Source organism: Nonomuraea sp. NPDC004580 (assembly GCF_040609855.1).
GTDB lineage: Bacteria > Actinomycetota > Actinomycetes > Streptosporangiales > Streptosporangiaceae > Nonomuraea > Nonomuraea salmonea.
Window position 1 is genome coordinate 1 of the sequence record NZ_JBEXLH010000018.1, and the last position, 25,055, is coordinate 25,055.

Annotated in this window: 22 protein-coding genes; 15 read left to right on the forward strand and 7 right to left on the reverse strand. The window is 71.3% G+C overall.

Annotated features, from left to right (window positions below):
* Both ABZW11_RS20090 and ABZW11_RS20095 read right to left on the reverse strand, forming a co-directional pair.
* On the reverse strand, positions 1–957 hold a 957-nt coding region (locus tag ABZW11_RS20090; RefSeq protein WP_355419106.1), incomplete at its 3' end, for a thiamine pyrophosphate-binding protein.
* A 93-nt stretch (positions 958–1,050) separates the two neighbouring features.
* Positions 1,051–2,283 carry a molybdopterin molybdotransferase MoeA gene (locus ABZW11_RS20095; RefSeq protein WP_355419108.1) on the reverse strand — a complete coding sequence of 411 codons (1,233 nt, stop codon included), beginning with the start codon at positions 2,281–2,283 and terminating at the stop codon, positions 1,051–1,053.
* A gap of 199 nt (positions 2,284–2,482) precedes the next feature.
* On the opposite strand from ABZW11_RS20095, the gene ABZW11_RS20100 reads away from it, so the two are divergent.
* The 9 genes from ABZW11_RS20100 (at position 2,483) to ABZW11_RS20140 (ending at position 12,170) form a co-directional block, all read left to right on the forward strand.
* Positions 2,483–3,460, forward strand: coding sequence for a 2-dehydropantoate 2-reductase (locus tag ABZW11_RS20100; RefSeq protein ID WP_355419110.1), 978 nt, complete (start codon positions 2,483–2,485; stop codon positions 3,458–3,460).
* A gap of 38 nt (positions 3,461–3,498) precedes the next feature.
* The gene (locus ABZW11_RS20105; protein ID WP_355419112.1) at positions 3,499–5,400 is read left to right on the forward strand and encodes a molybdopterin-dependent oxidoreductase; all 1,902 of its coding nucleotides are present in this window, start codon (positions 3,499–3,501) and stop codon (positions 5,398–5,400) included.
* 4 nt (positions 5,401–5,404) lie between these two features.
* Positions 5,405–7,282 carry an NAD(P)H-dependent oxidoreductase subunit E gene (locus ABZW11_RS20110; RefSeq protein WP_355419114.1) on the forward strand — a complete coding sequence of 626 codons (1,878 nt, stop codon included), beginning with the start codon at positions 5,405–5,407 and terminating at the stop codon, positions 7,280–7,282.
* Positions 7,279–8,121 (forward strand): 2Fe-2S iron-sulfur cluster-binding protein, encoded by an 843-nt coding sequence (locus ABZW11_RS20115; protein ID WP_355419116.1) that lies wholly within the window; start codon positions 7,279–7,281, stop codon positions 8,119–8,121. Before ABZW11_RS20110 ends, ABZW11_RS20115 begins: the two co-directional genes overlap by 4 nt.
* Positions 8,114–8,986, forward strand: a complete 873-nt coding sequence (gene fdhD / locus ABZW11_RS20120) for a formate dehydrogenase accessory sulfurtransferase FdhD (RefSeq protein ID WP_355419118.1) — start codon at positions 8,114–8,116, stop codon at positions 8,984–8,986. Before ABZW11_RS20115 ends, fdhD begins: the two co-directional genes overlap by 8 nt.
* A gap of 217 nt (positions 8,987–9,203) precedes the next feature.
* Positions 9,204–10,136 (forward strand): metal ABC transporter substrate-binding protein, encoded by a 933-nt coding sequence (locus ABZW11_RS20125; protein WP_355419120.1) that lies wholly within the window; start codon positions 9,204–9,206, stop codon positions 10,134–10,136.
* Positions 10,133–10,912: a metal ABC transporter ATP-binding protein gene (locus tag ABZW11_RS20130; RefSeq protein WP_355419122.1), complete on the forward strand. Its 780-nt coding sequence runs from the start codon at positions 10,133–10,135 to the stop codon at positions 10,910–10,912. The genes ABZW11_RS20125 and ABZW11_RS20130 overlap by 4 nt, the downstream gene beginning before the upstream one ends.
* The gene (locus tag ABZW11_RS20135; RefSeq protein ID WP_355419350.1) at positions 10,912–11,784 is read left to right on the forward strand and encodes a metal ABC transporter permease; all 873 of its coding nucleotides are present in this window, start codon (positions 10,912–10,914) and stop codon (positions 11,782–11,784) included. The genes ABZW11_RS20130 and ABZW11_RS20135 overlap by 1 nt, the downstream gene beginning before the upstream one ends.
* Entirely contained in the window at positions 11,781–12,170 is a 390-nt protein-coding gene (locus ABZW11_RS20140) for a transcriptional repressor (RefSeq protein ID WP_355419124.1), read from the forward strand. Before ABZW11_RS20135 ends, ABZW11_RS20140 begins: the two co-directional genes overlap by 4 nt.
* Here the strand turns inward: ABZW11_RS20140 and ABZW11_RS20145 are convergent.
* Positions 12,157–13,146 carry a DMT family transporter gene (locus tag ABZW11_RS20145; protein WP_355419126.1) on the reverse strand — a complete coding sequence of 330 codons (990 nt, stop codon included), beginning with the start codon at positions 13,144–13,146 and terminating at the stop codon, positions 12,157–12,159. The two genes, ABZW11_RS20140 and ABZW11_RS20145, sit on opposite strands and share 14 nt — an antisense overlap.
* Before the next feature lie 92 nt (positions 13,147–13,238).
* Between ABZW11_RS20145 and ABZW11_RS20150 the strand changes: the two genes are divergently transcribed.
* A complete protein-coding gene (locus tag ABZW11_RS20150; protein ID WP_355419128.1) occupies positions 13,239–13,787 on the forward strand; it encodes a CGNR zinc finger domain-containing protein in 549 nt (182 codons plus the stop codon).
* A 65-nt stretch (positions 13,788–13,852) separates the two neighbouring features.
* The gene (locus ABZW11_RS20155; RefSeq protein ID WP_355419130.1) at positions 13,853–15,808 is read left to right on the forward strand and encodes an ATP-binding protein; all 1,956 of its coding nucleotides are present in this window, start codon (positions 13,853–13,855) and stop codon (positions 15,806–15,808) included.
* A gap of 71 nt (positions 15,809–15,879) precedes the next feature.
* Here ABZW11_RS20155 and ABZW11_RS20160 read toward each other — a convergent pair whose 3' ends face one another.
* Both ABZW11_RS20160 and recO read right to left on the reverse strand, forming a co-directional pair.
* Entirely contained in the window at positions 15,880–16,707 is an 828-nt protein-coding gene (locus ABZW11_RS20160) for an isoprenyl transferase (RefSeq protein ID WP_355419132.1), read from the reverse strand.
* Entirely contained in the window at positions 16,650–17,384 is a 735-nt protein-coding gene (gene recO, locus ABZW11_RS20165; RefSeq protein ID WP_355419134.1) for a DNA repair protein RecO, read from the reverse strand. Before recO ends, ABZW11_RS20160 begins: the two co-directional genes overlap by 58 nt.
* A 151-nt stretch (positions 17,385–17,535) precedes the next feature.
* On the opposite strand from recO, the gene ABZW11_RS20170 reads away from it, so the two are divergent.
* From ABZW11_RS20170 to ABZW11_RS20180, 3 genes are all read left to right on the forward strand, one after another.
* Positions 17,536–19,092 (forward strand): CDP-alcohol phosphatidyltransferase family protein, encoded by a 1,557-nt coding sequence (locus tag ABZW11_RS20170; protein ID WP_355419136.1) that lies wholly within the window; start codon positions 17,536–17,538, stop codon positions 19,090–19,092.
* A complete protein-coding gene (locus ABZW11_RS20175; RefSeq protein ID WP_355419138.1) occupies positions 19,089–19,808 on the forward strand; it encodes a DUF5941 domain-containing protein in 720 nt (239 codons plus the stop codon). Before ABZW11_RS20170 ends, ABZW11_RS20175 begins: the two co-directional genes overlap by 4 nt.
* Before the next feature lie 321 nt (positions 19,809–20,129).
* Positions 20,130–21,521 (forward strand): glycoside hydrolase family 16 protein, encoded by a 1,392-nt coding sequence (locus ABZW11_RS20180; RefSeq protein WP_355419140.1) that lies wholly within the window; start codon positions 20,130–20,132, stop codon positions 21,519–21,521.
* Between the two features lie 38 nt (positions 21,522–21,559).
* Here ABZW11_RS20180 and ABZW11_RS20185 read toward each other — a convergent pair whose 3' ends face one another.
* Positions 21,560–21,688: a hypothetical protein gene (locus ABZW11_RS20185; protein WP_355419142.1), complete on the reverse strand. Its 129-nt coding sequence runs from the start codon at positions 21,686–21,688 to the stop codon at positions 21,560–21,562.
* A gap of 34 nt (positions 21,689–21,722) precedes the next feature.
* On the opposite strand from ABZW11_RS20185, the gene ABZW11_RS20190 reads away from it, so the two are divergent.
* Entirely contained in the window at positions 21,723–22,688 is a 966-nt protein-coding gene (locus tag ABZW11_RS20190) for a 2-oxoglutarate and iron-dependent oxygenase domain-containing protein (protein WP_355419144.1), read from the forward strand.
* On the opposite strand, the gene ABZW11_RS20195 is transcribed toward ABZW11_RS20190, so the two are convergent.
* A complete protein-coding gene (locus ABZW11_RS20195) occupies positions 22,685–25,039 on the reverse strand; it encodes a GH1 family beta-glucosidase (RefSeq protein WP_355419146.1) in 2,355 nt (784 codons plus the stop codon). The two genes, ABZW11_RS20190 and ABZW11_RS20195, sit on opposite strands and share 4 nt — an antisense overlap.
* Positions 25,040–25,055: the final 16 nt, after the last annotated feature.

Consider the following 25,055-nt stretch of genomic DNA (forward strand, 5'->3'; position numbering starts at 1 on the left):
GAGCCCGGCGTCGCCGACGATGCCGAGGTCGATGTCGCGGTTCTTGCCGACCGTGCGGTAGTCGAGGTCGATCTGCACGACCTTGGCCGTCGGCGACAGGCGCTTGCCGTAGCCCATGCGGAAGTCGAACGGGGTGCCGACGATGATGATCAGGTCGGCCTCGGTGAAGGCGTAGCGGCGGCTGAGCTGGAAGTGGTGCGGGTCGCCGGGCGGCAGCGTGCCGCGGCCGGAGCCGTTCATGTACGCGGGGACGTTCAGCGTCCGCGCGAAGTCGATGGCCGCGTCGGTCGCCCGGCACGTCCAGACCTGGCTGCCGAGCAGGATGCACGGCTTCTCGGCGTGGGCGAGCATGTCGGCCAGCTGCTCGATGGCCTCGGGGTCGCCCTGCTGGCGGGTGGAGGCGCGGTAGTGGCCGGCCTTGGGGATGCGCGCCTTCTCGACCGGCACCTTCGCGTCGAGCACGTCGCGCGGGATCTCCAGGAACGACGGCCCTGGAGCGCCGTGGTAGCACTCGCGGAAGGCCATGGAGACGATGTCGGCCACCCGCTCGGTGCTCGGCACCGTGGCCGCGAACTTGGTGATCGGGGTCATCATGTCGACGTGCGGGAGGTCCTGCAAGGAGCCCATCTTGTGCTGGCTCAGCGCACCCTGGCCGCCGATGAGCAACATCGGGCTCTCCGCGCGGAAGGCGTTGGCCACGCCGGTCACCGCGTCGGTCGTGCCCGGCCCCGCGGTGACGACCGCGCAACCCGGCTTGCCGGTGATGCGGGCGTAACCGTCGGCGGCGTGCGCGGCCACCTGCTCGTGGCGTACGTCGATGACCTCGATGCCCTCATCGACGCAGCCGTCGTAGATATCGATGATGTGGCCGCCGCAGAGCGTGTAGATCACGTCCACGCCTTCGGCTTTGAGCGCCTTGGCTACGAGATGACCACCGGAGATCGTTTCCGACATCATGCACCCTTCCTGGCGAACGAACTCGCTGTCTTCCGCATACTGCATACCGTATGAACGCAATGGTTACTCTCTCCGGAAGGGCGTGTCCAGGCCCTAGGGCAACTCGATCAGCTCGACCTGCTCACCGGACCACCCCGGCGGCACCACGGCCAGCGCGTCCGCCAGGGCCGCGCCCCACAACGATCCCGGCCGGTCATGACCCACGGGGACCGCGCCGCGACCCGACCGCCGGACCGGCACCAGCCGGGTGTCGCGCGGGTGCGGGCGCACCTCGCCCGACAGCGCGCTCGTCTCCCGCGCGGCGGGCACCCCGGACAGCTCGCGCAGGATCGGGGCGAGCAGCGTCAGCGCGGCGGCGAGGGCCGCGAACGGGTTCCCCGGCAGGCCCACCACGAGCCTTCCGTCCGTCAGGCGGGCCAGCGCCTGGGGGTGCCCTGGACGTACGGCGACCCCGTCCACCAGCACGTCGGCGCCCAGCTCCGCCAGCACCGCCCGCAGGTGATCGGCGGGCCCCTTGGACGACGCCCCGCACACCACGACCACGTCCTCGCGGCACTCCGGCCACCCGGCCGCCACGCCGGACAGGGCGGCGCGGAGGGCGGCGGGGCCGTCGGGGAGACGGGTGGTGGTAACGACGCGGCCGCCGGCCCACTCCACGAGGCCGGGCAGGAACGGGCCGATCGCGTCGCGGACGCGGCCGGGTGCGGGCAGGCCGGCGTCCACGACCTCGTCACCCGTGACCAGCACCGCGACGCGCGGCCGTGGACGCACCTCCAGCACGTCGTGGCCGAGCGCGGCGGCCAGGCCGAGCGTCACCGGCGTCACCACCGTCCCGGCACCCAGCACGACCGCGCCCTCGGCGATGTCCTCGCCCCTGCGCCTGATGTGCCTGCCGGGCACGACGACCCCACCGACGACCCCACCCACGACCCCGCCCACGGACCCGCCCACGGACCCGCCGAGGGGGCCACCCGCGCCGGACCCGGGCACGTCGCCGTCCGCGTGCTCGTACGGCAGGACCGCCTCGGCGCCCACCGGCACCGGGGCGCCCGTGGCGATCTCGACGGCCTGGCCCGCCCGCAACGCACCCCCGTACGGGGCTCCCCCGGCCAGCACCCGGGCCACCACCCGCCAGGGCGCGGGACCCGCGACCGCGTATCCGTCCATCGCCGAGACGTCGACGCCCGGCACCGCCACCAGCGCGCGCAGCGGCGCCACCAGCCGGCAGCCGAGCGCCTCCCGCAGCGGCACGGATGAGGGCTTCGAAGGGCAGGCCGCGCCCGCCGCGAGGGCCCGTGCGGCGGGCCATGAGATCGCTTCCACCACTGGTCCATGCCACAAAACGGTCACAGGCACACTCCTTGACCCTCGTTTTTCCATACTGTATACCGAATGCACGGTGGGGAGTGTCCAGCGATCCCGCCGCGAGCACGGGGCCCCGTACTTACGGCCGGGTCGCCTTCAAGCGACTGCCGCAGCTACGGGGCTCCGTGCTTACAATCCGACGCAAGAACGGAGCGCAAGCATGAAGGTCGCTGTTCTTGGCGCCGGCGCCATCGGCGCGTACGTGGGGGCCGCACTCCACAGGGCGGGAGTCGAGGTGCACCTCATCGCGAGAGGCGCGCACCTCGAGGCGATACGCCGTGCCGGTGTGCGGGTGCTCACCCCCAGGGGCGACTTCACCGCCCATCCCCACGCCACCGACGACCCCGCCGAGGTCGGCCCGGTGGACCACGTCTTCCTGGGCCTCAAGGCGAACAGCTACGCCGCCGCCGGCCCCATGATCCGGCCGCTCCTGCACGAGACGACCAGCATCATCGCCGCGCAGAACGGCATCCCGTGGTGGTACTTCCACGAACTCAAGGGCCCCTACGAGGGTTACCGCATCGAGAGCGTCGATCCCGGCGGCGCGGTGACGGCCGCGCTGCCCCTGCACCGCGCCATCGGCTGCGTGGTCTACGCCGCGACGGAGATCGAGGAGCCCGGCGTGATCCGCCACCTGGAGGGCACCCGCTTCTCCATCGGCGAGCCCGACGGCCGGCTGTCGGAGCGCTGCCTCGCCTTCAGCGGGGCCGCCGTCGAGGGCGGGCTGAAGTGCCCGGTCGAGCGCGACCTGCGCAGGGACGTGTGGATCAAGCTGATGGGCAACATCGCCTTCAACCCGATCAGCGCGCTGGCCCGCGCGACGATGGCCGGCATCTGCCGCCACGACGGCACCAGGGAGCTGGTCGTCGCCATGATGCGGGAGACCGTGGAGGTGGCCCGCCGGGTGGGCTGCGATCCGGGCATCTCGATCGAGCGCCGCCTGCGCGGGGCGGAGAAGGCGGGCGAGCACAAGACGTCCACGCTCCAGGACCTGGAGAAGGGCAAGCCGCTGGAGCTCGACGTGCTGCTCGCGGCGGTGGTCGAGCTGGCCGATCTGACCGGAGCGGAGGTGCCGACGCTGAGGGCGATCCACGCGGTGAGCGACCTGCTGAACGCGAACCTTGTCCGTGCGGTATAGCCCGGAATACCGTAGATTGTATACTGAATGGAGGGATCATGAGCTATGACCGCCTGACCCATCCACTGGTACGCGAGAACGGCGTGCTGCGCAAGGCGTCGTGGGAGGAGGCGCTGGAGCGAGCAGCGGAGGGCTTCCGCCGCAACATAGAACGACACGGGCCCGACAGCTTCGCGATGCTGTCGTGCGCCCGCTCCACCAACGAGATGAACTACGTCGGGCAGAAGTTCACCCGGGTGGTCGTCGGGACCAACAACGTGGACTCCTGCAACCGCACCTGCCACGCCCCCAGCGTGGCCGGCCTGTCGGCGGTGTTCGGCAGCGGTGGCGGCACCTCCTCCTACCAGGAGGTCGAGGACACCGACGTGATAGTGATGTGGGGTTCCGCGGCCAGGAACGCCCACCCCATCTTCTTCCAGCACGTGCTCAAGGGCATCCGCAACGGCGCCAAGATGTTCGCCGTCGATCCGCGCCGCACCGGCACCGCCCAGTGGGCCGACCTCTGGCTCGGGCTCAACGTCGGCACCGACATCCCGCTCGCGCACGCGGTCGCCCGCGAGATCATCCACGCGGGGCTGCACAACGAGGCGTTCATCGAGCGGGCCACCGTGGGCTTCGAGGAGTTCAAGGAGTCCGTCGAGCCCTGGACGCTGTCGGCGGCCGAGCAGGTGACCGGCGTACCGGCCGCGGCGATCCGCGAGCTGGCCCACGCCTACGCCCGCGCCGACCGCGCACAGCTCTGCTGGACGCTCGGCATCACCGAGCACCACAACGCGACCGACAACGTCCGGGCGCTGATCAACCTGGCCCTGCTGACCGGCCACGTCGGCCGCTACGGCTCCGGCCTGTCGCCGCTGCGCGGCCAGAACAACGTGCAGGGCGGCGGCGACATGGGCGCCATCCCCAACCGCCTGCCCGGCTTCCAGGACATCCTCGACCCCGGCATCCGCCGGCGCTTCGAGAGCGCCTGGGGCCGCGCCATCCAGCCCCGTTACGGCTACAACCTCACCGAGATGCTGGAGGCGATGGGCGAGGGCAAGCTCACCACCTGCTACATGATCGGCGAGAACCCGGTGCAGTCCGAGGCCGACTCGCTCTCCTGCATCAAGCGCCTGTCCATGCTCGATCACCTGGTCGTCCAGGACATCTTCCTCACCAAGACCGCGCAGATGGCCGACGTGGTGCTGCCGGCCAGCGCCGCCTGGTGCGAGGCCGACGGCACCTTCACCAACAGCGAGCGCCGGGTCCAGCGGGTGCGCAAGGCCCTGGAGCCGCCGGGCGAGGCCCGCGACGACATCTGGATCGTCTGCGAGATCGCCCGCAGGCTCGGCCACGACTGGCACTACGACGGCGCCGAGGAGGTCTGGAACGAGCTGCGGTCGCTGTCGCCCCAGCACGCCGGCATGTCCTACCAGCGGCTGGCCGAGTTGCAGGGCATCCAGTGGCCATGCCCGTCGGAGGACTCCGTGGAGCCGCCCTACCTGCACGGCCGGCTGTGGGAGAGCGACCCGGTCAAGCGGGGCACGCCGGCGCCCTTCGCCGTGCTGCGCCACTCGCCGCCGGTGGACCTGGTGGACGAGGAGTACCCGCTGCGGCTGACGACCGGGCGGCGGCTCGACTCGTACAACACGGGCGTGCAGTCCTCCGGGTTCGCCTCGCCGCTGCGCCGCGGCGAGACGATCGAGCTGTGCCCCGAGGACGCCGAGAAGCTCGGCGTCGTGGCCGGCGAGGAGGTGCGGATCACCTCCCGGCGGGCCTCGGTGGTCGCGCCCGTCCACATCGACCCGGGGCTGAGACCCGGGCTGGTGTTCATGACCTTCCACTTCCCCGACGAGGTCGACACCAACTCCCTGACGATCGAGGCCACCGACCCGATCTCGGGGACGGCGGAGTTCAAAGCGGCCGCGGTCAGGGTCGAGAAGCTCGTCAAGGCCGGGTGACCACATGGATCTGAGATTCCGCGACGCCAAGCCCACCGACGAGGAGCGCGCGGCGGTCGACGACCTGCTCGGCCCGCCCGCCTCCGCGTGGACCGGCGGCAGCCGTACCGACGCCGACCTGCGCATGGCCGTCCGCGCCGAGGAGGCGCGCGACCAGCTGCTGCCCGCGCTGCACGCGGTCAACGACCGCGTCGGGTGGATCAGCGAGGGCGCGCTCGACTACATCTGCCGCCGGCTCAACGTGCCGCCGTCCGAGGCGTACGGCGTGGCCACGTTCTACTCGCTGCTCTCCGTCGAGGAGCGGCCCAAGCGGGTGCTGCACGTCTGCACCGACCTGGCCTGCCAGGCCAAGGGCTCCAAGGCCGTGTGCGACCGCGTACGCGAGCGCCTCGGCCCACCCGGCAAGGACTGGCAGGAGAGCCCCTGCCTCGGCCTGTGCGAGCGGGCCCCCGCCGCGCTCGCCCTGGAGGCCGGCGTGCCGCACCGGGCCGAGGTGTACGCCCCCGCCACCCCCGACACGATCACCACCATCACCGGCACCCTGCCCACCACCCTGCCCACCACCCTGCCCACCACCCTGCCCGGCACGCTGCCCGGCACCAACGGCCACGCGCCCGCCGTGCACGTCGCCGGCGAGACGCCCGTCAAGGAGGCCGTGCCGCAGTCCGGCGACCCCGGCCTGGTGCTGCTGCGCCGCGTCGGCCAGGTCGATCCGGCCAGCCTCGACGACTACCGGGCGGCCGGCGGCTACACCGCGCTGCGCCGCGCCTTCGAGCTCGGCCCGACCGGGGTGATCCGCGAGGTGCTGGAGTCGGGCCTGGTCGGCAGGGGCGGCGCCGCCTTCCCCACCGGCCGCAAGTGGGAGGCCACCGCCCGCCAGCCCGACCACCCCCACTACCTCGTGTGCAACGCCGACGAGAGCGAGCCGGGCACGTTCAAGGACCGGGTCGTGATGGAGGGCGACCCGTACGCGCTCATCGAGGCGATGACCGTCGCCGCGTACGCCACCGGCTGCGCCAAGGGCTACCTCTACATCAGGGGCGAGTACCCGAGGGCGACCGCGCGGCTCCAGCACGCCATCGCCACCGCCCGCTCCCGGGGGCTGCTCGGCGACGACATCCTCGGCAAGGGGCTGTCGTTCGACATCGAGCTGCGCAGGGGCGCGGGGGCGTACATCTGCGGCGAGGAGACCGCGATCTTCAACTCCATCGAGGGGCGGCGCGGCGAGCCGCGCAGCAAACCGCCCTTCCCCGTGGAGAAGGGGCTGTTCGGCAAGCCGACCGTGGTCAACAACGTCGAGACGCTGGTCAACGTGCTGCCGATCCTGGAGCGGGGCGCGCAGGCGTACGCGGCGGCCGAGCCCAAGCTGTTCTGCGTCTCCGGCGCGGTCGAGCGGCCCGGCGTCTACGAGCTCACCTTCGGCGCCACCCTGCGCGAGCTGCTCGACCTGGCCGGCACCACCGGCACCACCAGGGCCGTGCTGCTCGGCGGCGCCGCCGGGGCGTTCGTCACCGACCTCGACATCCCGCTCACCTTCGAGGGCACCAGGAACGCCGGCGCCACCCTCGGCTCCGGCGTGGTGCTCGTCATCGACGACTCCGTCGACCTCAAGGCGCTGCTGCTGCGCATCGCGGAGTTCTTCCGCGACGAGTCCTGCGGGCAGTGCGTGCCGTGCCGGGTCGGCACCGTACGGCAGGAGGAGGCCCTGCACCGCCTCACTCGCCGGGTCGACCCGAACGAGCCGCGCCGGGACGACGACCCCGACCTGGTGCTGCTGCGCGAGGTCGGGCAGACCATGCGCGACGCCTCCATCTGCGGCCTCGGGCAGACCGCCTGGAACGCCGTCGAATCGGCCATCGACCGTCTGGGAGTGTTCACATGATCCCGCTCCAGCCGCCCCGCCGGCTCATCGACGTCGAGATCGACGGCGAGACCGTACGGGTGCCGGAGGGCTCCACGATCCTCGACGCCTGCCAGGCGGCGGGCAAGGACGTCCCCACCCTCTGCTACGGCGACACGCTCACCCCGAAGAACGCCTGCCGGGTCTGCGTCGTGGAGGTGGAGGGCGCCAGGACGTTGGCGCCCGCCTGCTCCAGGAAGGCCGAGCCGAACATGAAGGTCGGCACCGGCACCGAGCGGGCCCGCCAGAGCCGCAAGGTCGTGCTCGAACTGCTCGGCTCGTCGGTCGACCTGTCCACCACGCCGCGCGCCGCCGAGTGGACCGAGGAGTACGGCGCCGACCCCGCCAGGTTCGGCGACGAGGCCGCCACCGTCGAGCAGCCCGCCAAGGTGGACAACGACCTCTACGTCCGCGACTACAGCAAATGCATCCTCTGCTACAAGTGCGTGGACGCCTGCGGCGACCAGTGGCAGAACTCCTTCGCCATCTCCGTCGCGGGACGCGGCTTCGACGCCGAGATCTCCACCGAGTTCGACGCCCCGCTCACCGACTCGGCCTGCGTCTACTGCGGCAACTGCGTCGAGGTCTGCCCCACCGGGGCGCTGTCGTTCAAGACCGAGTACGACATGCGCGCCGACGGCACCTGGGACGAGTCCCGCCAGGCCGAGACCACCACCGTCTGCAGCTACTGCGGCGTCGGCTGCAACCTCACCCTGCACGTCCAGGACAACAAGATCGTCAAGGTGACCTCGCCGCACGACAACCCCGTCACGAAGGGCAACCTCTGCGTCAAGGGGCGCTTCGGGTACGGATATGTCTAGGGTCACCGTCAAGAAGCGCATCCTGCGGGTGGAGGACGCCGCCCGGGTACGCAAGGTCGACGCGCTGGCCGCCGAGGAGCCGCTGGAGATCCGGCTCAACGGCACCCCGCTGACCGTCACCATGCGCACGCCGGGCGACGACTTCGACCTGGCGGCCGGGTTCCTCGTCAGCGAAGGGGCCGTCGGGTCGCCGGGCGACATCTCCACCATCCGCTACTGCGCCGGAGCCACCGTCGAAGGGCAGAACACCTACAACGTCCTCGACGTGCGGCTCGCCCCCGGCGTGCCCGAGCCTGAGCCGCGCAACTTCTACACCACCTCCTCGTGCGGCGTCTGCGGGAAGGCGTCGCTGGAGGCCGTACGCACGGTGGCTCGCTGGAACGCGGGAGATGACCCGGTCGAGCTGGCGCAGTCGACTGTCGCTGCCCTGCCGGACCGGCTGCGCGCCGCCCAGCGGGTCTTCGACAGGACCGGGGGCCTGCACGCGGCCGGCCTGTTCACGGCCGACGGTGAGCCGCTGTGCGTACGCGAGGACGTCGGCCGGCACAACGCCGTCGACAAGCTGCTCGGCTGGGCGCTGCGCGAAGGACGGCTGCCGCTGCGCGGCACCGTGCTCATGGTGTCGGGACGGGCGTCGTTCGAGCTGGTGCAGAAGGCCGTCATGGGCGGGATACCGGTGCTCGCCGCGGTCTCGGCGCCGTCCTCGCTCGCCGTCGAGCTGGCCGCCGACGAGGGACTGACGCTCATCGGGTTCCTGCGCGGGAACTCGATGAACGTCTACACGGGTGAACGCCGGCTGAGCGCCCGTACAAGCGTCACCTCGGGCGCCGGCAACGGCTCTGCCGACGCACGATCACCGAGGTGATGACGGGATGCCGCACGGCGCGCCGAGCCCCCAGCACGCCGTGCGGCAACCCTCTCTCTCCTCGCCGCGCCCTGTCTGATGGCTCTGTCTGATTGCCGCACTCCGTGCGGCGGGCTCGCTCGCCACTGACGCCGCCGCCTTCCCCCGCTAGTCCGATGGGGCGTCCTGACTCGGGAGGTTTTGACAACCATTTTCATTTTGGCGCATACTGACTCACATGATGTCAGGATTTTCCCGGTCGTGGGCTGGTGGCCTGCTGGCCGCGGCCACGCTGCTCACCACCACTGCCTGCGGTTCCGGTACGGCGGACACCTCCGCCGGGTCCGAGGGCGGCAAGCCCGAAGTGATCGCCGCCTTCTATCCGCTGCAGTGGCTGAGCGAGCAGGTCGGAGGATCCGACACCCAGGTGAGCGTGCTGACCGCCCCCGGCGTCGAACCGCACGACCTGGAACTGGGCATCCAGCAGGTCACCCAGCTGAAGAACGCCGCACTCACGGTCTACATCAAGGGCATCCAGCCGGCCGTGGACGACGCCGTCGATCCTGAGACGAGTTTCGACGCCGCCACGGCGGTCCAGACGATCCCGGCCGGTGAGCACGCGGAAGAGGAAGAAGGCGAGGAGGCCCACGAGCACGAGGTCGCGTACGACCCGCACATCTGGCTCGACCCCGCCCGCCTGGCCACCGTCGCCACCAAGCTCGGCGAGCGGCTGGCCGCCGCCGACCCCGCGCACGCCCAGGGCTACAAGGACCGCGCCGCCCGGACGGCCGCCACGCTGGGCGCCCTCGACCAGGAGTTCGCCAAGGGCCTCGGCACGTGCAGGACCAAGACGATGGTGACCGCGCACGAGGCGTTCGGCTACCTGGCCGACCGCTACCGGCTGAAGCAGGTCGGCATCACGCTCGACCCCGAGACCGAGCCCTCCCCCACCCGCCTGTCGGAGGTCGGCAAGCTGGCCAAGGCAGAGGGCGTCACCACCATCTTCACCGAGTCCCTGGTCAGCCCGAAGGTGGCCGAGGTGCTGGCGAGCCAGGTCGGCGCCAAGACCGCGGTGCTCGACCCGCTGGAGAGCAAGCCCTCGGGCGACTACGTCTCAGCCATGCGCGATAACCTCAAAACCCTACAAACAGCACTGGGGTGTACGTCATGACGGAAACGGCCTTCGCGATGACCGGCGGCCGGGTCACCTTCGATGGCAAGCCCGTCCTTCGAGGGATCGACCTGACCGTCTGTCCCGGGGAGGTCGTGGCCCTGCTCGGCGCCAACGGCTCGGGCAAGTCGACGCTGGTCCGCGCGCTGCTCGGCCTCACGCCGCTGACCGGCGGCACGACATTGCTGTACGGCACCCCGCCGGCCAGGTTCCGTGACTGGTGGCGCATCGGCTACGTGCCGCAGCGCCTCCAGGTGGGCGGCGGCGTGCCCGCGACCGTCCGCGAGGTGGTCGCCTCCGGCCGCGTCGCCAGGCAACGCCGGTTGCGCAGGACCAGCGCGGCCGACAAGGCGGCCGTGGCCGGCGCCCTCGAGGCCGTGCGCCTGGCCGACCGGGCCGGCGACCCCGTCCAGTCGCTGTCGGGCGGCCAGCAGCAGCGGGTGCTCATCGCCCGCGCGCTGGCCGGGGAGCCCGACACGTACGTGATGGACGAACCCACCGCCGGCGTGGACGCCGACACCCAGCAGCTGCTCGCCGACACCCTGGGCGGGCTGGTACGCGAGGGCAAGACGGTCGTCCTGGTGGCCCACGAGCTGGGCCCGCTGGAGCCGATCATCACGCGCGGCGTGGTGATCCGCGAGGGCCGCGTCGCCCACGACGGGCGGCCGCCCCGGCCCGAGGGCGAGTGCGCGCGGCCGGGACACGAGCACCAGCACCCGCACGCCGCCGAACCCGTCGGCGGCCCGCTGACCGGGTGGCAAGGGGAACCAAGGTGATCTTCGAACTTCTGCAGGAACAGCTCTTCCAGCTCGCGCTCGTCGCGGCGCTGCTGGTGGGGCTCTGCGCGCCCGCCGTGGGGACGTTCATCGTGCAGCGCCGGCTGGCGCTGCTCGGCGACGGCGTCGGCCACATCGCGCTGACCGGCGTCGCGCTCGGCTTCCTGACCGGCAGCGCGCCGGTGCTCACCGCGGTTCTCGTGTCCATCGCCGGCGCCGTGGCCATCGAGCTGGTCAGGGCGCGCGGGCGCACCAGCGGCGACGTGGCGCTGGCGCTGATGTTCTACGGCGGCATCGCGGGCGGCGTCATGCTCATGGCCATCGCGCCCGGCGGCAGCAACGCCAAGCTCAACTCCTACCTGTTCGGCGCCATCGCCAGCGTCACCGTCGAGGACATCTGGGTCGTCGCCGCGCTCGCCGTGGCCGTGCTCGCGGTCGTCCTGATCTTCGGCAGGGAGCTGTTCGTGCTCTGCCAGGACGAGGAGATGGCCAAGGCCAGCGGCCTGCCCGTACGGTTCCTGAGCCTGCTCATCGCCGTCACCGCCGCGCTCACCGTGGTCATCGCCATGCGCGTGGTCGGCCTGCTGCTCGTCAGCGCCCTCATGGTGATCCCCGTGGCCACCAGCCAGCAGCTCACCCGCGGGTTCCGTACCACGATGGGGCTGGCCATGCTGTTCGGGGTGCTCGCCTCCGTGGGCGGCCTGCTCGCCTCCACCTACTCCGCCAAGGTGCCGCCGGGGGCCGCGATCGTGCTTCTTGCGCTCGCCGGCTTCGTCCTGGCGCTCGGGGTCGGTAAATTCGTACGTCGAGGGCGTACCCAGGAGTCGACATTGAGCGAGCGGCCAAAGCTGCGCATCGAGGAGGTCGCATGACGACGAGACGCGATGCCGTGCACGACACCCTGCGCAAGAGCGAGGGGTTTCGCAGCGCGCAGGACGTCTATGCCGAGATGCGCCTGCACGGCGCCAAGATCGGGCTGACCACCGTCTACCGCGCGCTCCAGGCGCTGGCCGACGGCGGCCAGGTCGACGTGCTGCGCACCGACGACGGCGAGTCCGTCTACCGCGCCTGCGCCACCGACACCCACCACCACCATCTGGTGTGCCGCCGCTGCGGGCGCACGGTCGAGGTGGCGGGGCCCGCCGTCGAGCGGTGGGCGGAGATGGTGGGCAGTGAGCACGGCTTCACCGAGATCACGCACACGGTCGAGGTGTTCGGCACCTGCGCGGGCTGCTCGACGGCGGTCAGGTCGAGCTGACCGGCCCCGCCCTAGGCTCCTCTGCCGCCCGCACCGGCACCGCGTCCGGTTCCGGCCTCGCGTTCGGTTCCCGTACCGCGTCCGGACCCGGCTGCCCGGCCGCCTGCCCCGGTTCCCCTGCCTGCTCGGGTGACGGGGTGCGGCGGGAGCCGTACAGGACACCCAGCACGATCACCGCGCACCCGGCGAGCTGCAGCACCGACGGCCGCTCGCCCAGCGCGAGCGCGCCGATCGCCACCGTCGTCATGGGCTGGATGAGCAGCAGCAGCGCGGTCAGCGCGGCGGGCTGGCGGGGCAGCGAGTACGTGATCAGCGACCACCCCAGCACCTGCGGCCCCAGCGCGAGCAGCAGCAGCCACCAGTGACCCGGCCAGGTGGGCACCAGGTCGGCGCCGCCGAACATGGGGCTCAGCAGCGCCATGACGACGGTGGCCACCACGGTGGCGTGCGCCAGCGGCCCGGCCGCGCGATCGCCCCCGCCGCCCTTCATCAGCAGCAGGAACACGGCGTACGACACGGACGTCGCCAGCCCCGCCAGCACCCCCTTGAGCGGGTCGCTGCCGTAGGCGGCGCTGTCGAACACCCCGGAGATCAGCACGACGCCGGCGAAGACGACCGGCGTACCGAGCATGAGGCGGGTGGACGGCCGCTCACCGAACAGCCCCCACGCCGCGAACGCCACCAGGAACACCTGCAGGTTGCCCAGCACGGTCGCGAGGCCCGCCCCCACGTAGTCGATCGCGTGGTGCCAGAACAGCAGGTCGAACGCGAACGCCACGCCCGCCACCCACGCCGCAGGCAACGCCCGGCGCGGCAGGGGCCCCAGCCTGCGCCGTTCGCGCCAGGCGAGGAACAGCAGCGGAGGTACGGCGTACGCGCAGCGGAACACCGCCGAGGTGGCGGGCGACACCTCGGACAGCCGGACCAAGGGGGCCGAGGTGGAGATGATGAGCGCTCCGGCGATCGCGATCAGCACGATACGGCGATGTGCGCTCACCGAAACCCCCGAAGTCCCGTATAGGAGATACGCTGCGACCACGCTAGAACCCGGCGCGGACAGGAGTCAACATGCCGTTTGGCCATGACATGGTGCATGCATTGGCCACCGTCGTCGAGCTGGTCAACACCTCGCCTTCCACCGGAGGCGACGAAGGGCTGGCCGGCCTGGACGACCTCCAGGCGTTCGTGGAGTCACGCGAGGTCAGCGGCATCGACAAGATCACCGCCCGCGACCTCGGCCAGGTCCGCATGGTGCGCGAGGCGTTCCACCGCGTCTTCACCGCCCCCGACCAGCCCACGGCCGTACGCACGCTCAACGCCCTGCTCGCCGAGACCCGCATCACGCCCCGCCTCACCGAGCACGACGGCCACCCGCTGCACGTCCACTACTTCGCCGCCGACGCCAGCCTCGCCGAACACGTGGCCGCCGACTGCGGCGTCGCGCTGGCGCACCTGCTGGTCGAGGGCGAAGCCGAACGCCTGCGCACCTGCTCGGCCCCCGACTGCGACCGCGTCTTCGTCGACGAGTCCCGCAACCGCTCCCGCGTCTACTGCGACAGCCGCACCTGCGGCAACCGCATGCACGTGGCCGCCTACCGCGCCCGCCGCCGCGCCTGAGAAGACGTTCGCCGGGATAGCGCTCCTCCCCTCGTTCGCGCACGTCATCTGGGATAGTTGGCCGCGTGCGCACCGTTCACATCGAAGCGAAGCCCGACCACCTTCTGCGCCTCGCACGTCAGAAGGACCCCGTGGGAGCCGTGGCCGAGATGATCTGGAACGCGCTGGATGCCGAGGCCGGTCATGTCAGCGTGGACATCGAGGTCAACGAGCTCAACGGAGTCGAGTCGGTCAGCGTCACCGACGACGGACACGGCATGCCCAATGCTTCGTGCGCGGGCTTCTTCAGCGGTCTGGGCGGCTCCTGGAAGACCACGGCCAAGTTCTCCCCTCATCTGAAGCGCGGCCTGCACGGAAGGAGCGGCCAAGGGAGGCTGCGCGCGTTCGCACTGGGCGAGCAGGTTCGCTGGGTCACCGTCGCGGAGGCCGCCGACGGCCGGATCGAGCGCACGGCCATCACCGGAGCGGTCGACCGGCCCACCGACTTCGACATCTCCGATGCCGAGCAGGTCGAGGGCCCGACCAGCACCCGCGTCGAGGCCTCGGTCCCAGCGGATTTCGTCAACCGGCTCGTCCACGACGACACCTCACAGGATCTGGCCTCGATCTTCGCGCCGTTCCTGGCGGCCAACCCCGATGTGCGTATCATCTACCAGGGGACGGACCTCAACCCCAGCACGGTCTGGACGGACACCGCCGAATACACGGTGCGCGGCCCCGATTCCGCCGGCCTCGCCCAGCCGCTGCTCCGCGTCATCGAGTGGCCGAAGAACGTGGGCCGCGTACTTGCTCTGTGCGATGCGAGCGGCGTGGTCCTGGACGAGGCATCACCCGGGATCCAGGCGCCCGGCCATCACTTTACGGCCTACCTGCTCTGGGACGGCTTCGTGGAGCGGCGCGGCACCCTCCACCTGGCCGAGATGGACGAGACCGCCGAACTGCTTGAGTCGGCCCGCGAGGCGCTACGAGCACATTTCAGAAGACGCGACCAAGAGCGCCGCGCCAGGCTCATCCAGGAGTGGAAGAGCGAGGGCGTCTATCCCTATGCCGGCGAGCCGGCTCTTCCTGTCCACGCGGTCGAACGGCAGATGTTCGACGAGGTCGCCACGACCATCTCGCGCCGTCTCCCGGGCGCGACCCAGAGCAAGAGGACCACGCTGCGGCTGCTGAGAGAGATCATCTCGCACGACCCCAGCGGACTGTACGCGGTGCTGGACGAGTTGTTCAGGCTGCCTCAGTCGGAGCAGGAGGAGCTCAAACGCATCCTGCAGCGCACCAGCCTGTCCGAGGTGATCAAAGCCACCGGGCAGGTCACCGATCGCCTCGACTTCCTCGCCGCTCTGAAGAAGCTGGTCTTCGAACCGGAGATCAGCCAGACGGTCAAGGAACGCAGCGAACTGCACAAGATCCTTGAGCGCGAGACGTGGGTCTTCGGGGATGCGTACGCGCTGATGGTCAGCGATCAGAGCCTCGACGCGGTGCTGCGACGGCATCTGCAGGAGTTGGGCCGTGCCCCCGGCCCTGGAGGGCTGAGCCCCGTACTCCGTGAGGACGGCAGGAAAGGCATCATCGACCTGCTGCTCGGACGGGCCCATCGCGGCAGTGTGGGCAGGGAGCACCTCGTGGTGGAGCTCAAGGCGCCGAAGGTCAGGATCGGGCAGACGGAGGTCAGGATCGGGCAGACGGAGGTCGCGCAGATCAAGAGCTACGCCAAGGCCGTCGTCGGTGACCCGCAGTTCCGCGACGCCAGGGTGACATGGGACTTCTGGGTCATCTCCACCGAGATGGACGACGTCGTCAGAGAAGACGCCTGCGCACCCAACCGGCCTCCCGGCTGCGTCGCCGAATGGAAGGACGGCGTCCGCATCTGGGCCCGCACCTGGAGCGAGATCATCGACGACTGCGAGGACCGCCTGCACTTCTACCGCGAGCGCCTGAATCACGATCCGGCGACGGAGCACGCCGTGGAATATCTCCGCCGCGTGCACGGAGAGGTCGCACCCGTGGCCGCGGTGCGCTAGGGCGACCGTTCCTCCGTGCCGCTCGCCTCGGCCTCAGGGTGAGCTGAGGCGGAATCCACCGGTGGCGGGGGTCAGACCGGGTTGGGGAGGGCGCCGCCGTAGCGGCGGTCGCGTTTGGCGAAGATCTCGCAGGCTTCCCACAGGTCGCGGCGGTCGAAGTCGGGCCAGAGGCGGTCGAGGAAGACCATCTCGGCGTAGGCCGACTGCCAGAGCAGGAAGTTGGAGAAGCGCTGCTCGCCCGACGACCGTACGAACAGGTCGACCGGCGGGATCTCCGGCTCGTCGAGGTAGCGGGCGAAGACCTTCTCGTTGACCTTGCCGGGCTTGACGCGGCCGGCGGCGATGTCGGCGGCCAGCTTCAGCGCCGCGTCGACGATCTCGGCCTGCCCGCCGTAATTGACACAGAATTGCAATGTGAGCTTGCGGTTGGCCGTCGTCATCTCCTCGGCGGTCTGCAGCTCGGAGACGACGCTCTTCCACAGCCGGCCGGGGCGGCCGGCCCACCGCACGCGTACACCCATGGCGTGCAGCTCGTCGCGCCGCCGCCTGATGACGTCGCGGTTGAAGCCCATGAGGAAGCGCACCTCGTCGGGCGAGCGCTTCCAGTTCTCGGTGGAGAACGCGTAGGCGCTCAGGTAGGGGATGCCCAGCTCAAGGGCCCCTTCGATGACGTCGAAGAGCGAGGATTCGCCCGCCTTGTGGCCTTCGGTGCGGGGCAGGCCACGGGTCTTGGCCCAGCGGCCGTTGCCGTCCATGACGATGGCGACGTGCTGGGGCACCAGCTCTCGCGGAATGGGCGGCGGGGTCGCCCCCGACGGGTGCGGGGACGGTGGTCGTACGTTCACGCGGGCTCCCTTTCGACGTGTCGGAGAGAGCGTATTCCGTGTTCGAGGTGCCATTGCAGGTAGGCGGCGACCAGGCCGCTGCACTCGCTGCGATGGCGCGGCTCCGAAGCGTCGGCGGTGACCCAGTCGCCGCGCAGCAGCGCCGTCATGAGCCCGATGGTCTCACCGGCAGGCACCGCGGCGCCGGCCGGCTTGCAGGCTCCGCACACCACGCCACCTGCGACGATGGCGAACGCCCTGATCGCGGGCGCCTGGCATTTGGCGCACGCGTCGAGGGCGGGCGCGTAGCCGGCCACGGCCAGGGAGCGCAGGAAGTAGGCGTCGAGCACCAGCCGGGCCTCGTGTCCGCGGTCGGCGAGGGTGCGCAACCCGCCCACGAGCAGCAGGAACTGCCGCAGCGCCGGCTCCTTCTCCCCCTGCGTCAGCCGGTCGGCGGTCTCGAGCATCGCGCTGCCGGCGGTGTAGCGGGGATAGTCGACGGCCAGCGCCTCTCCGTAGGGTCTGATCGTCTCCGCCTGGGTGATGACGTCGAGCGTGCGACCGGTGTGAAGCTGCAGGTCGACGTGCGTGAACGGCTCCAGCCTTGCCCCGAAGCGTGAGGTCGTGCGACGGACCCCCTTCGCCACCGCGCGGATCTTGCCGGTGCGCTTGGCCAGGATGGTGACGATGCGGTCGGCCTCACCGAGCTTCTGAGTGCGCAGAACCACGCCTTCGTCACGGTAGAGACTCACTCGCACATCTTACGGCCGACCTGTATACCGACGGACGAGACGTTACGGTCATGCTCTGGTGACGCGACTTTGCGTCACTCTCACTAGACTTTGACGCCTGTCCCCGCATTACCCGTTGTTCAACCCCCCGCTACCGCCTCGAAAGGGAGTCATGACCCGCGTGGTCCTGCTGGGTGCTTCGCCCGGCCCCGACATCTCTCCGACCGGCCTGAGGCTGGCCGCGCTGCCCGGTAATCCCACTGTCGCCGAGCGCCTGCGCGGCCAGCTCTCATCGATGGACCCGCGTTTCGCGACGGTCCCGACGGGCGATGTGGCTGCCGCTCTGCGCGCCGTGGCCGACGTCGCCGAGTCAGCAACGGAGAGCCTGTTCCTCATCCCGGAGAACTCTGTCGTCCACGACGAGCTGATCTACCAGATCACCAAGTCCAAGCGCGGTGCGCTGGCGCTCGTCGCGAAAGAGCCGCGCCCGGAGGTGACGGAGGACAACGGCCAGGAGGATCCCGGGCAGGAGGAGCCCGGAACCGAGGACGAAGGTCCCGGAGACCGCATCCCCATCGACGAGGCCGAGCCGGAGATCGGGCTCAACCGCGTCGAAGGGCTGCCGGTGCGGGTGCGCATCGGCAAGTCGCGCGTGGTCTCGGTCGGCACCGCCAACCACGCGGTGACCAGGCCCAACGGCGTGGTGCTCGGCCCGCTGCACATCAGCGCGCGCAACGCGCCGGTGCTCGCCCGCACGTGCCGCGAGCTCGCCGACATGGCCCACCGCTTCGGTGACGACGACGACCTGGTGCAGCTCATCGTCTTCGGCCTCGTACGCAACGGCGTGTCGGTCGGCATCCGCGGCCGCCGCGACCTGTTCTACCGACGGGTCACCACCCAGGAGGAGATCAACGAGGCCGGCGCCGAGATGGCCGGCATGGACGAAGACCGCTCCAGGCTCAACAACGCGGTCAAGGGCGCCGACGGCTTCTTCACCACGTACTTCGTCTCCACCTACTCCCGCTACATCGCCCGCTGGGCCGCCCGGCGCGGCCTGACCCCCAACCAGGTCACGCTGATCTCCATCACGCTCGGCGTGGCGGCCGCCGCCTGTTTCGCGACCGGCGACCGGCCCTGGATGGTGGCGGGCGGCGTGCTGATCTACTTCGCCTTCGTCTTCGACTGCGTCGACGGCCAGGTCGCCCGTTACGCCCGCAAGTTCGGCGTGCTCGGGGCGTGGCTGGACGCCACGTTCGACCGGTTCAAGGAATACGTCGTCTTCGCCGGCCTGGCCATCGGCTGGGTGGTCTCCGGCCACGGCGACGAGATCTGGATCCTCGCGCTCGCGGCGATCGGCCTGCAGTCCGTACGCCACCTGCTCGACTTCTCCTTCGGCGCCGCTCGCCGCCGCAAGCCGCCGTCCCCCCTCCCCTCGATCCCCCTCGACTCCCCCGACGACCGCGAGCTGCGGCAGGCGCTCTCCACCCGTAAGGTGGAGCGGAGCCAGGGTGTCCGAGGCATGCTCAAGATGTGGACGAAGGCGGGCAAGTACCGCGCCGTCCACTGGGCGCGTAAGATGATCGTCTTCCCCATCGGCGAGCGTTTCGCGGCCATCGCGATCACCGCCGCCCTCTTCGACGCCCGGATCACCTTCATCACGCTGGTGATCTGGGGTTGCGTCGCCGCCGCCTACACCCTCACCGGACGCCTCATGAGGTCGCTCGTATGATCACCCACCCGCAGGCCATGGCCACCCCCACGCCGGATCCCGACGAGGAGCGCCGCCGCATCCAGACCGCCCGGCTCGTCGCCTATCGGGACGACGGCCCGCTCGCCCACGCCCTGTCCACCCGGATCGGGGCCGGCCTGCCACCCGTGCCCGCCACGCTCGTCGCCCTGCTCGCCGTGGTCGCCATCACGGTCGCCGGCCTGCTGGAGCCGGGCCCCATCCTCCTGCTGCCCGTGGCCGTCGTGCTGCTGCTCGTGCTGCCCACGACGTCGCGCGACCACCTGGGCCGCTTCGACTGGCTCACCCCGCCGCTGGTGCGCGGCGCCGAGTTCTTCACCATCATCGCGATCGGCCTGGCCGCGGACGCGCCGAAGTGGCTGCTGTTCGTGCTGGTCTACGTCGTCGGCTACCACACCTACGACACCGTCTACCGCACCCGGCAGAGCATCTGGCCGCCCGCCTGGGTCTTCCGCGCCGGTCTCGGCTGGGAGCTGCGGCTGGCCATCATCGGTGTCGGTGCGGCGTTCGGCGCGGTGACGCCGGTGCTCGCGGTGCTGACGGCGTACCTGTTCGTGCTGTTCGCCGTCGAGAGCGTGACGAGCTGGGTGCGCCTGGACAAGGCGTCCGCCCAGGCCAGTGCCGACGCCGAGCAGGACCTGGAGGCCTCCCCTGAAGACGCCCTCGAGCAGGCCACGGGAGAGGCGGAGAAGGGCTGACCCGACGCCCGACCGCAGCTCCCGCCGCGGCGCCGTACCCCACGGGTGCGGCGCCGCGGCTTTTTCCTGTCACGCGGGGCCTGCGGCCACCCAAGGCTGGGTTGAGGAGCACCTCGGGCCGGGGAGAGGCGGCGGGCGCGACCACGGTCGACCTGCTCAGGAAGCTGCGAGAGCGCTCTCTACACGTCGCCTAGGGGCTTTTCACAGGGCGGTCAGGAGCGGCGTGCGGAATGTTGACAGCAGGTAAGCCAAGCGTCCACACTGCGGAGAGAGCGCTCTCTCAGGTCCCTCCGCACCCCCCATGGAGCGATGATGACCCGTGTGAACAGGCACAGGCGCCGCTTGGCGGCGGTCGCCGCGGCGCTGGCCGCACTCGGCGGCCTGCTCGTCCAGGTGGCCACCAGCGCCTCGGCCTCCGTCCCCGCCACCCCGTCCGGCTGGTCGCTGGTCTGGGCGGACGACTTCAACGGCCCGGCCAACACCCTTCCCTCCTCCAGCAACTGGATCATCGACACCGGCCACGGTTACCCGGGCGGCCCCGGCAACTGGGGAACGGGCGAGATCCAGCGCTACACCGACAGCACCTCCAACCTCAGCCTCGACGGCTCGGGCAACCTGCGCATCACCCCGCTGCGCAGCTCGTCGGGCGAGTGGACCTCGGCCCGCATCGAGACCAGGCGCGCCGACTTCAAGCCCGCCGACGGCCGCATCCTGCGCATCGAGAGCCGCCTGCAGATGCCGAACGTGACCGGTCAAGCCGCCCTCGGCTACTGGCCGGCGTTCTGGGCGCTCGGAGCGCCGTACCGGGGGAACTACTGGAACTGGCCGGCCATCGGCGAGTTCGACATCATGGAGAACGTCAACGGACTCAACTCCGTCTGGGGAGTGCTCCACTGCGGCGTCAACCCCGGCGGCCCGTGCGAGGAGACCAACGGCCTGAGCGCCAGCCGCGCCTGCCCCGGCTCGACCTGCCAGTCGGCCTTCCACACCTTCCGCTTCGAGTGGGACCGCAGCGTCTCGCCCAACCAGCTCCGCTGGTACGTGGACGGCCAGCTGTTCCACAGCCTGAGCCAGTCCAGGTTCGACGCCACCACGTGGAACAACATGACCGGCCACGCCGGCTACTTCCTGCTGCTCAACGTGGCGATGGGCGGCGCGTTCCCGAACGCGCTCGGCGGCCAGACGCCGACCGCGGCCACCGTGCCGGGCCGGCCGATGGTGGTCGACTACGTGGCGGTCTGGCAGAGCGGCGGCGGCGGCACCGACCCGACCGACCCGCCGACCGACCCGCCCGGCGACGTCGACGCCCGCTCGACCATCCAGGCCGAGCGCTACTCTGCTCAGTCGGGCACGATCGTCGAGACCACCACCGACTCGGGCGGCGGTCAGAACGTCGGCGCCATCGCCAACGGCGACTGGCTGCGCTACGACGGCGTGAGATTCGGCTCTACGCCCGCCACCCAGTTCAGGGCCAGAGTGGCGTCGGGCGCGGCGGCGGGGGTGAGCGGGCTCGTCCAGGTCAGGCTGGACAGCCCCACGGCGCCGCCCATCGGTGACTTCGCCCTGGCCAGCACGGGCGGCTGGCAGAGCTGGCGGACCATCCCCGCCAACATCTCGGGGGTGACGGGCACGCACACCGTGTACCTGACTTTCTCCTCCGGGCAGCCCGCCGACTTCGTCAACGTCAACTGGTTCACATTCTCGACCTCCTGACCGGAGCCGCTGGGGCCCGGGAAGGGCCCCAGCGGCCGTCAGGCGGTGCGCCGGCGGGCGATGATCCGTTCTGCCCAGCTCGCCGCCTCCGGGTCCCGCAGCCCCTCCACGACGCCGCCCAGGTACGCCGTGGCCAGGCTGTCGAAGCCGCTGTCGAGCCGGCACACGCGGCGATGGACGAAATGGGGGAACAATGACCGCGTGAGCGATTTGCCGATCATCGATGTGTCGCCGCTCGTCACCGGCGGCCCGGGTGGGGAAGCAGGCAAGAAGGCGGGCAAAGGGGCCGTGGCCGAGGCGATCGGCGCGGCCTGCCGCGACAGCGGGTTCTTCTACATCCGCGGCCACGGCGTACCGGCCGAGCTGATCGACCGGCTCGACGCCGCCGCCAGGCGCTTCTTCGCGCTGCCCGACGAGGTCAAGAACGAGATCGCGATGGAGCGCGGCGGCCGGGCGTGGCGCGGCTTCTTCCCGGTCGGCGGCGAGCTGACCTCGGGCCGGCCCGACCTGAAGGAGGGCGTCTGCTTCGGCGCCGAGGAGCCGCCAGGGCCGCGCCCGCTGCACGGCCCCAACCTGTTCCCCGCCCAGGTGCCCGAGCTGCGCGCGGCGGTGCTGGACTACCTGGACAGGATGACGGAGGTCGGGCAGGCGGTCATGGCGGGCGTCGCGCTCAGCCTGGGGCTGGACGAGGACTACTTCCGTACGGGCTACACGGCCGACCCGACCATCCTGTTCCGGATCTTCCACTACCCGCCGGGCGCGCCGGACGACCCCGAGACGTGGGGCGTCGGCGAGCACACCGACTACGGCCTGCTCACCCTCCTCCTCCAGGACGCCAACGGCGGCCTTCAGGTGCACACGCGATCGGGCTGGGTGGAGGCGCCGCCGCTGGAAGGCACGTTCGTGTGCAACATCGGCGACATGCTCGACAAGCTCACCGGCGGCCGTTACCGCTCGACGCCGCACCGGGTGCGCAACCGCAGCGGCAACGAGCGGCTCAGCTTCCCGTTCTTCTTCGACCCCGGCTGGGACAGCGAGGTGCCGCCCCTGCCGTACGCGCCGGGCCGCCGCTGGGACGGCCAGGTCGACTTCACCGGCACGTACGGCGAGTACCTGCTGGCGAAGGTGTCGAAGGTCTTCCCCGAGCTGTTCGAGCGGCAGATCTAGGCCGACTCGCGCACGACGAGCCGGGCGGGCAGCACGACCGAGGTGGTGTGGCGGCCCTCGAGCCGCGACAGCAGCAGCCGGGCCAGCGCCAGCGCCTGGTCGGCGACCGGCACCCGGACGGTGGTGAGCGCGGGCGTGGTGGCCGAGGCGGCGTCGATGTCGTCGAAGCCCACCACCGCCACGTCGTCCGGCACCCGCCGCCCTGCCTCGCGCAGCGCCCGCATGGCGCCGATGGCGAGCTGGTCGGTGGCGGCGAAGACGGCGTCGAGCGCGGGGTCGTCGGCGAGCAGCCGCCGCATCGCGTCGGCGCCCGCGGCCCTGGTGAGGTCGTCGGCGGGCGCCAGGTGGGGCTGCAGGCCCGCCCGGTGCAGCGCCGCCCGGTGCCCGGCCAGCCGGTCCTGGACGGTCACCAGGTCCATCGGCCCGCACACCATGCCGACGCGCCGCCGCCCCCGCTCCAGCAGGTGCTCGGTGGCCGCCGCCGCGCCGCCCGCGTTGTCCACGTCCACGTACGGCACCAGCGACGCGATCTCCGGCTTGCCCAGCAGCACGACCGGCACCCCGGTGCGGGACAGCCGCTCGGCCAGCGTGTCGGCCCGGTCGGGCGGCAGCAGCACGACGCCGTCGGCCAGCCGCGCCTCCACGTGGGCGACGATGCGCCGGTGGCTCTCGGCGGTGTCGGCGAGCATGAGCGTGATCTGCTTGCCGGCGCCTTCGAGCAGGCTGGTGACGTATTGGACGACGGCCGCGGTCAGCGCGTCGCCGCCGCCCTGCCTGGGCACCGACAGCACGAGCGCGACCGCGTTGGTCCTGCGGGTGACGAGGCTGCGGGCGGCCAGGTTGGGCACGTAGCCGAGCTCGTTGACGGCCCGCATGACGGCGGTCCTGACCTCGGGGCTCACCGACGACTCGCCGTTGACGACGCGGGAGACGGTGGCGCGGGAGACGCCGGCGCGGGCGGCCACGGTCTCCAGGGTGGGGCGCTTGGGCGGGGTCTCGGCCAGGCCGTTGCGGCGTACGACGTCGCGGTACCACAGGGCGCTGTCCTTGAGCCGCCGCCGCTGGGTGGCGAAGTCGACGTGGACGAGGCCGAACTTGCGCTGGTAGCCGTCCACCCATTCGAGGTTGTCGAGCAGCGTCCAGGCGAGGTAGCCGCGTACGTTGGCGCCCGCGTCGAGCGCGGCGCGCAGGGCGCGCAGGTGCTCCTCGATGAAGCTGATGCGATCGACGTCGTGGATGCCGTCGCCGGTCACCACGTCGACGAAGTCGGCGCCGTTCTCGGTGATCATGAGCTCGAGCCCGGGGTACTCGCGGGTGAGCCGGCCCAGCAGCTGCGACAGGCAACCGGGCACGATGGGCCAGCCCATGGCGGTGACGGCGGTGGGCACCGTGCAGAACAGCACGCCCTCGCTGCCCGGGTAGGCGGGGTCGGCGGGCTCGCTGGGCTGGGCCTGCACGACGAGAGGCGCGTAGTAGTTGACGCCGAGCAGGTCGATGGGCTGCCCGATGATCTCCAGGTCGCCGTCGTGGACGTGGCCGAGCCTGCCGTGCCGCTCGATGACCGGCAGCAGCTCCTCCGGGTACGCCCCGCGCAGCACGGGCTCCAGGAACTGCCGGTTGACCAGCGTGTCGATCCTGGCGACGGCCGCCGCGTCCTCCTCCGACGCCCGCCGGCCGGGATCACCCACCTGGGCGGGCGTCATGACGGGCGAGATGTTGAGCACGACGCCCACCTCGGCGGCGCCCGCCTCGCGCAGCGCCCGCACGGCCAGGCCGTGGCCGAGCAGCATGTGGTGGGCGGCGGCGAACGCCTCGGCGGCCGACGTGCGGCCGGGGGCGTGGATGCCGGAGCCGTAGCCGAGGTAGGCGGCCACCCACGGCTCGTTCAGCGTGAACCAGGTGCGCACCCGGTCGCCGAGCCGCTGGTGCACGGCGGCGGCGTAGTCGGCGAAGCGCAGCGCCGTGTCACGCGACGGCCAGCCGCCGCGATCTTCCAGCGCCTGCGGCAGGTCCCAGTGATAGAGCGTCGCGTACGGCTTGATGCCGGCGCCGGCCAGCTCGTCCACCAGCCGGTCGTAGAAGTCCAGCCCGGCCGGGTTGGGCTTGCCGCCGCCCGCGGGGAAGATCCGCGGCCAGCTCATCGAGAACCGGTAGGAGCCGAGACCCAGCTCCCGCATCAGCCGGACGTCCTCCGGATAGCGGTGGTAGTGGTCGCACGCCTCCACCCGGTCCACGGAGAAGGCGTCCCAGATCGACGGGCCGCGGCCGTCGAGGTCCGGGGCCCCCTCGATCTGGAAGGCCGAGGTCGACACTCCCCACTCGAAGCCCTCGGGGAAGCTTGCGGTGCTCATTTCTGCGGATACCTTC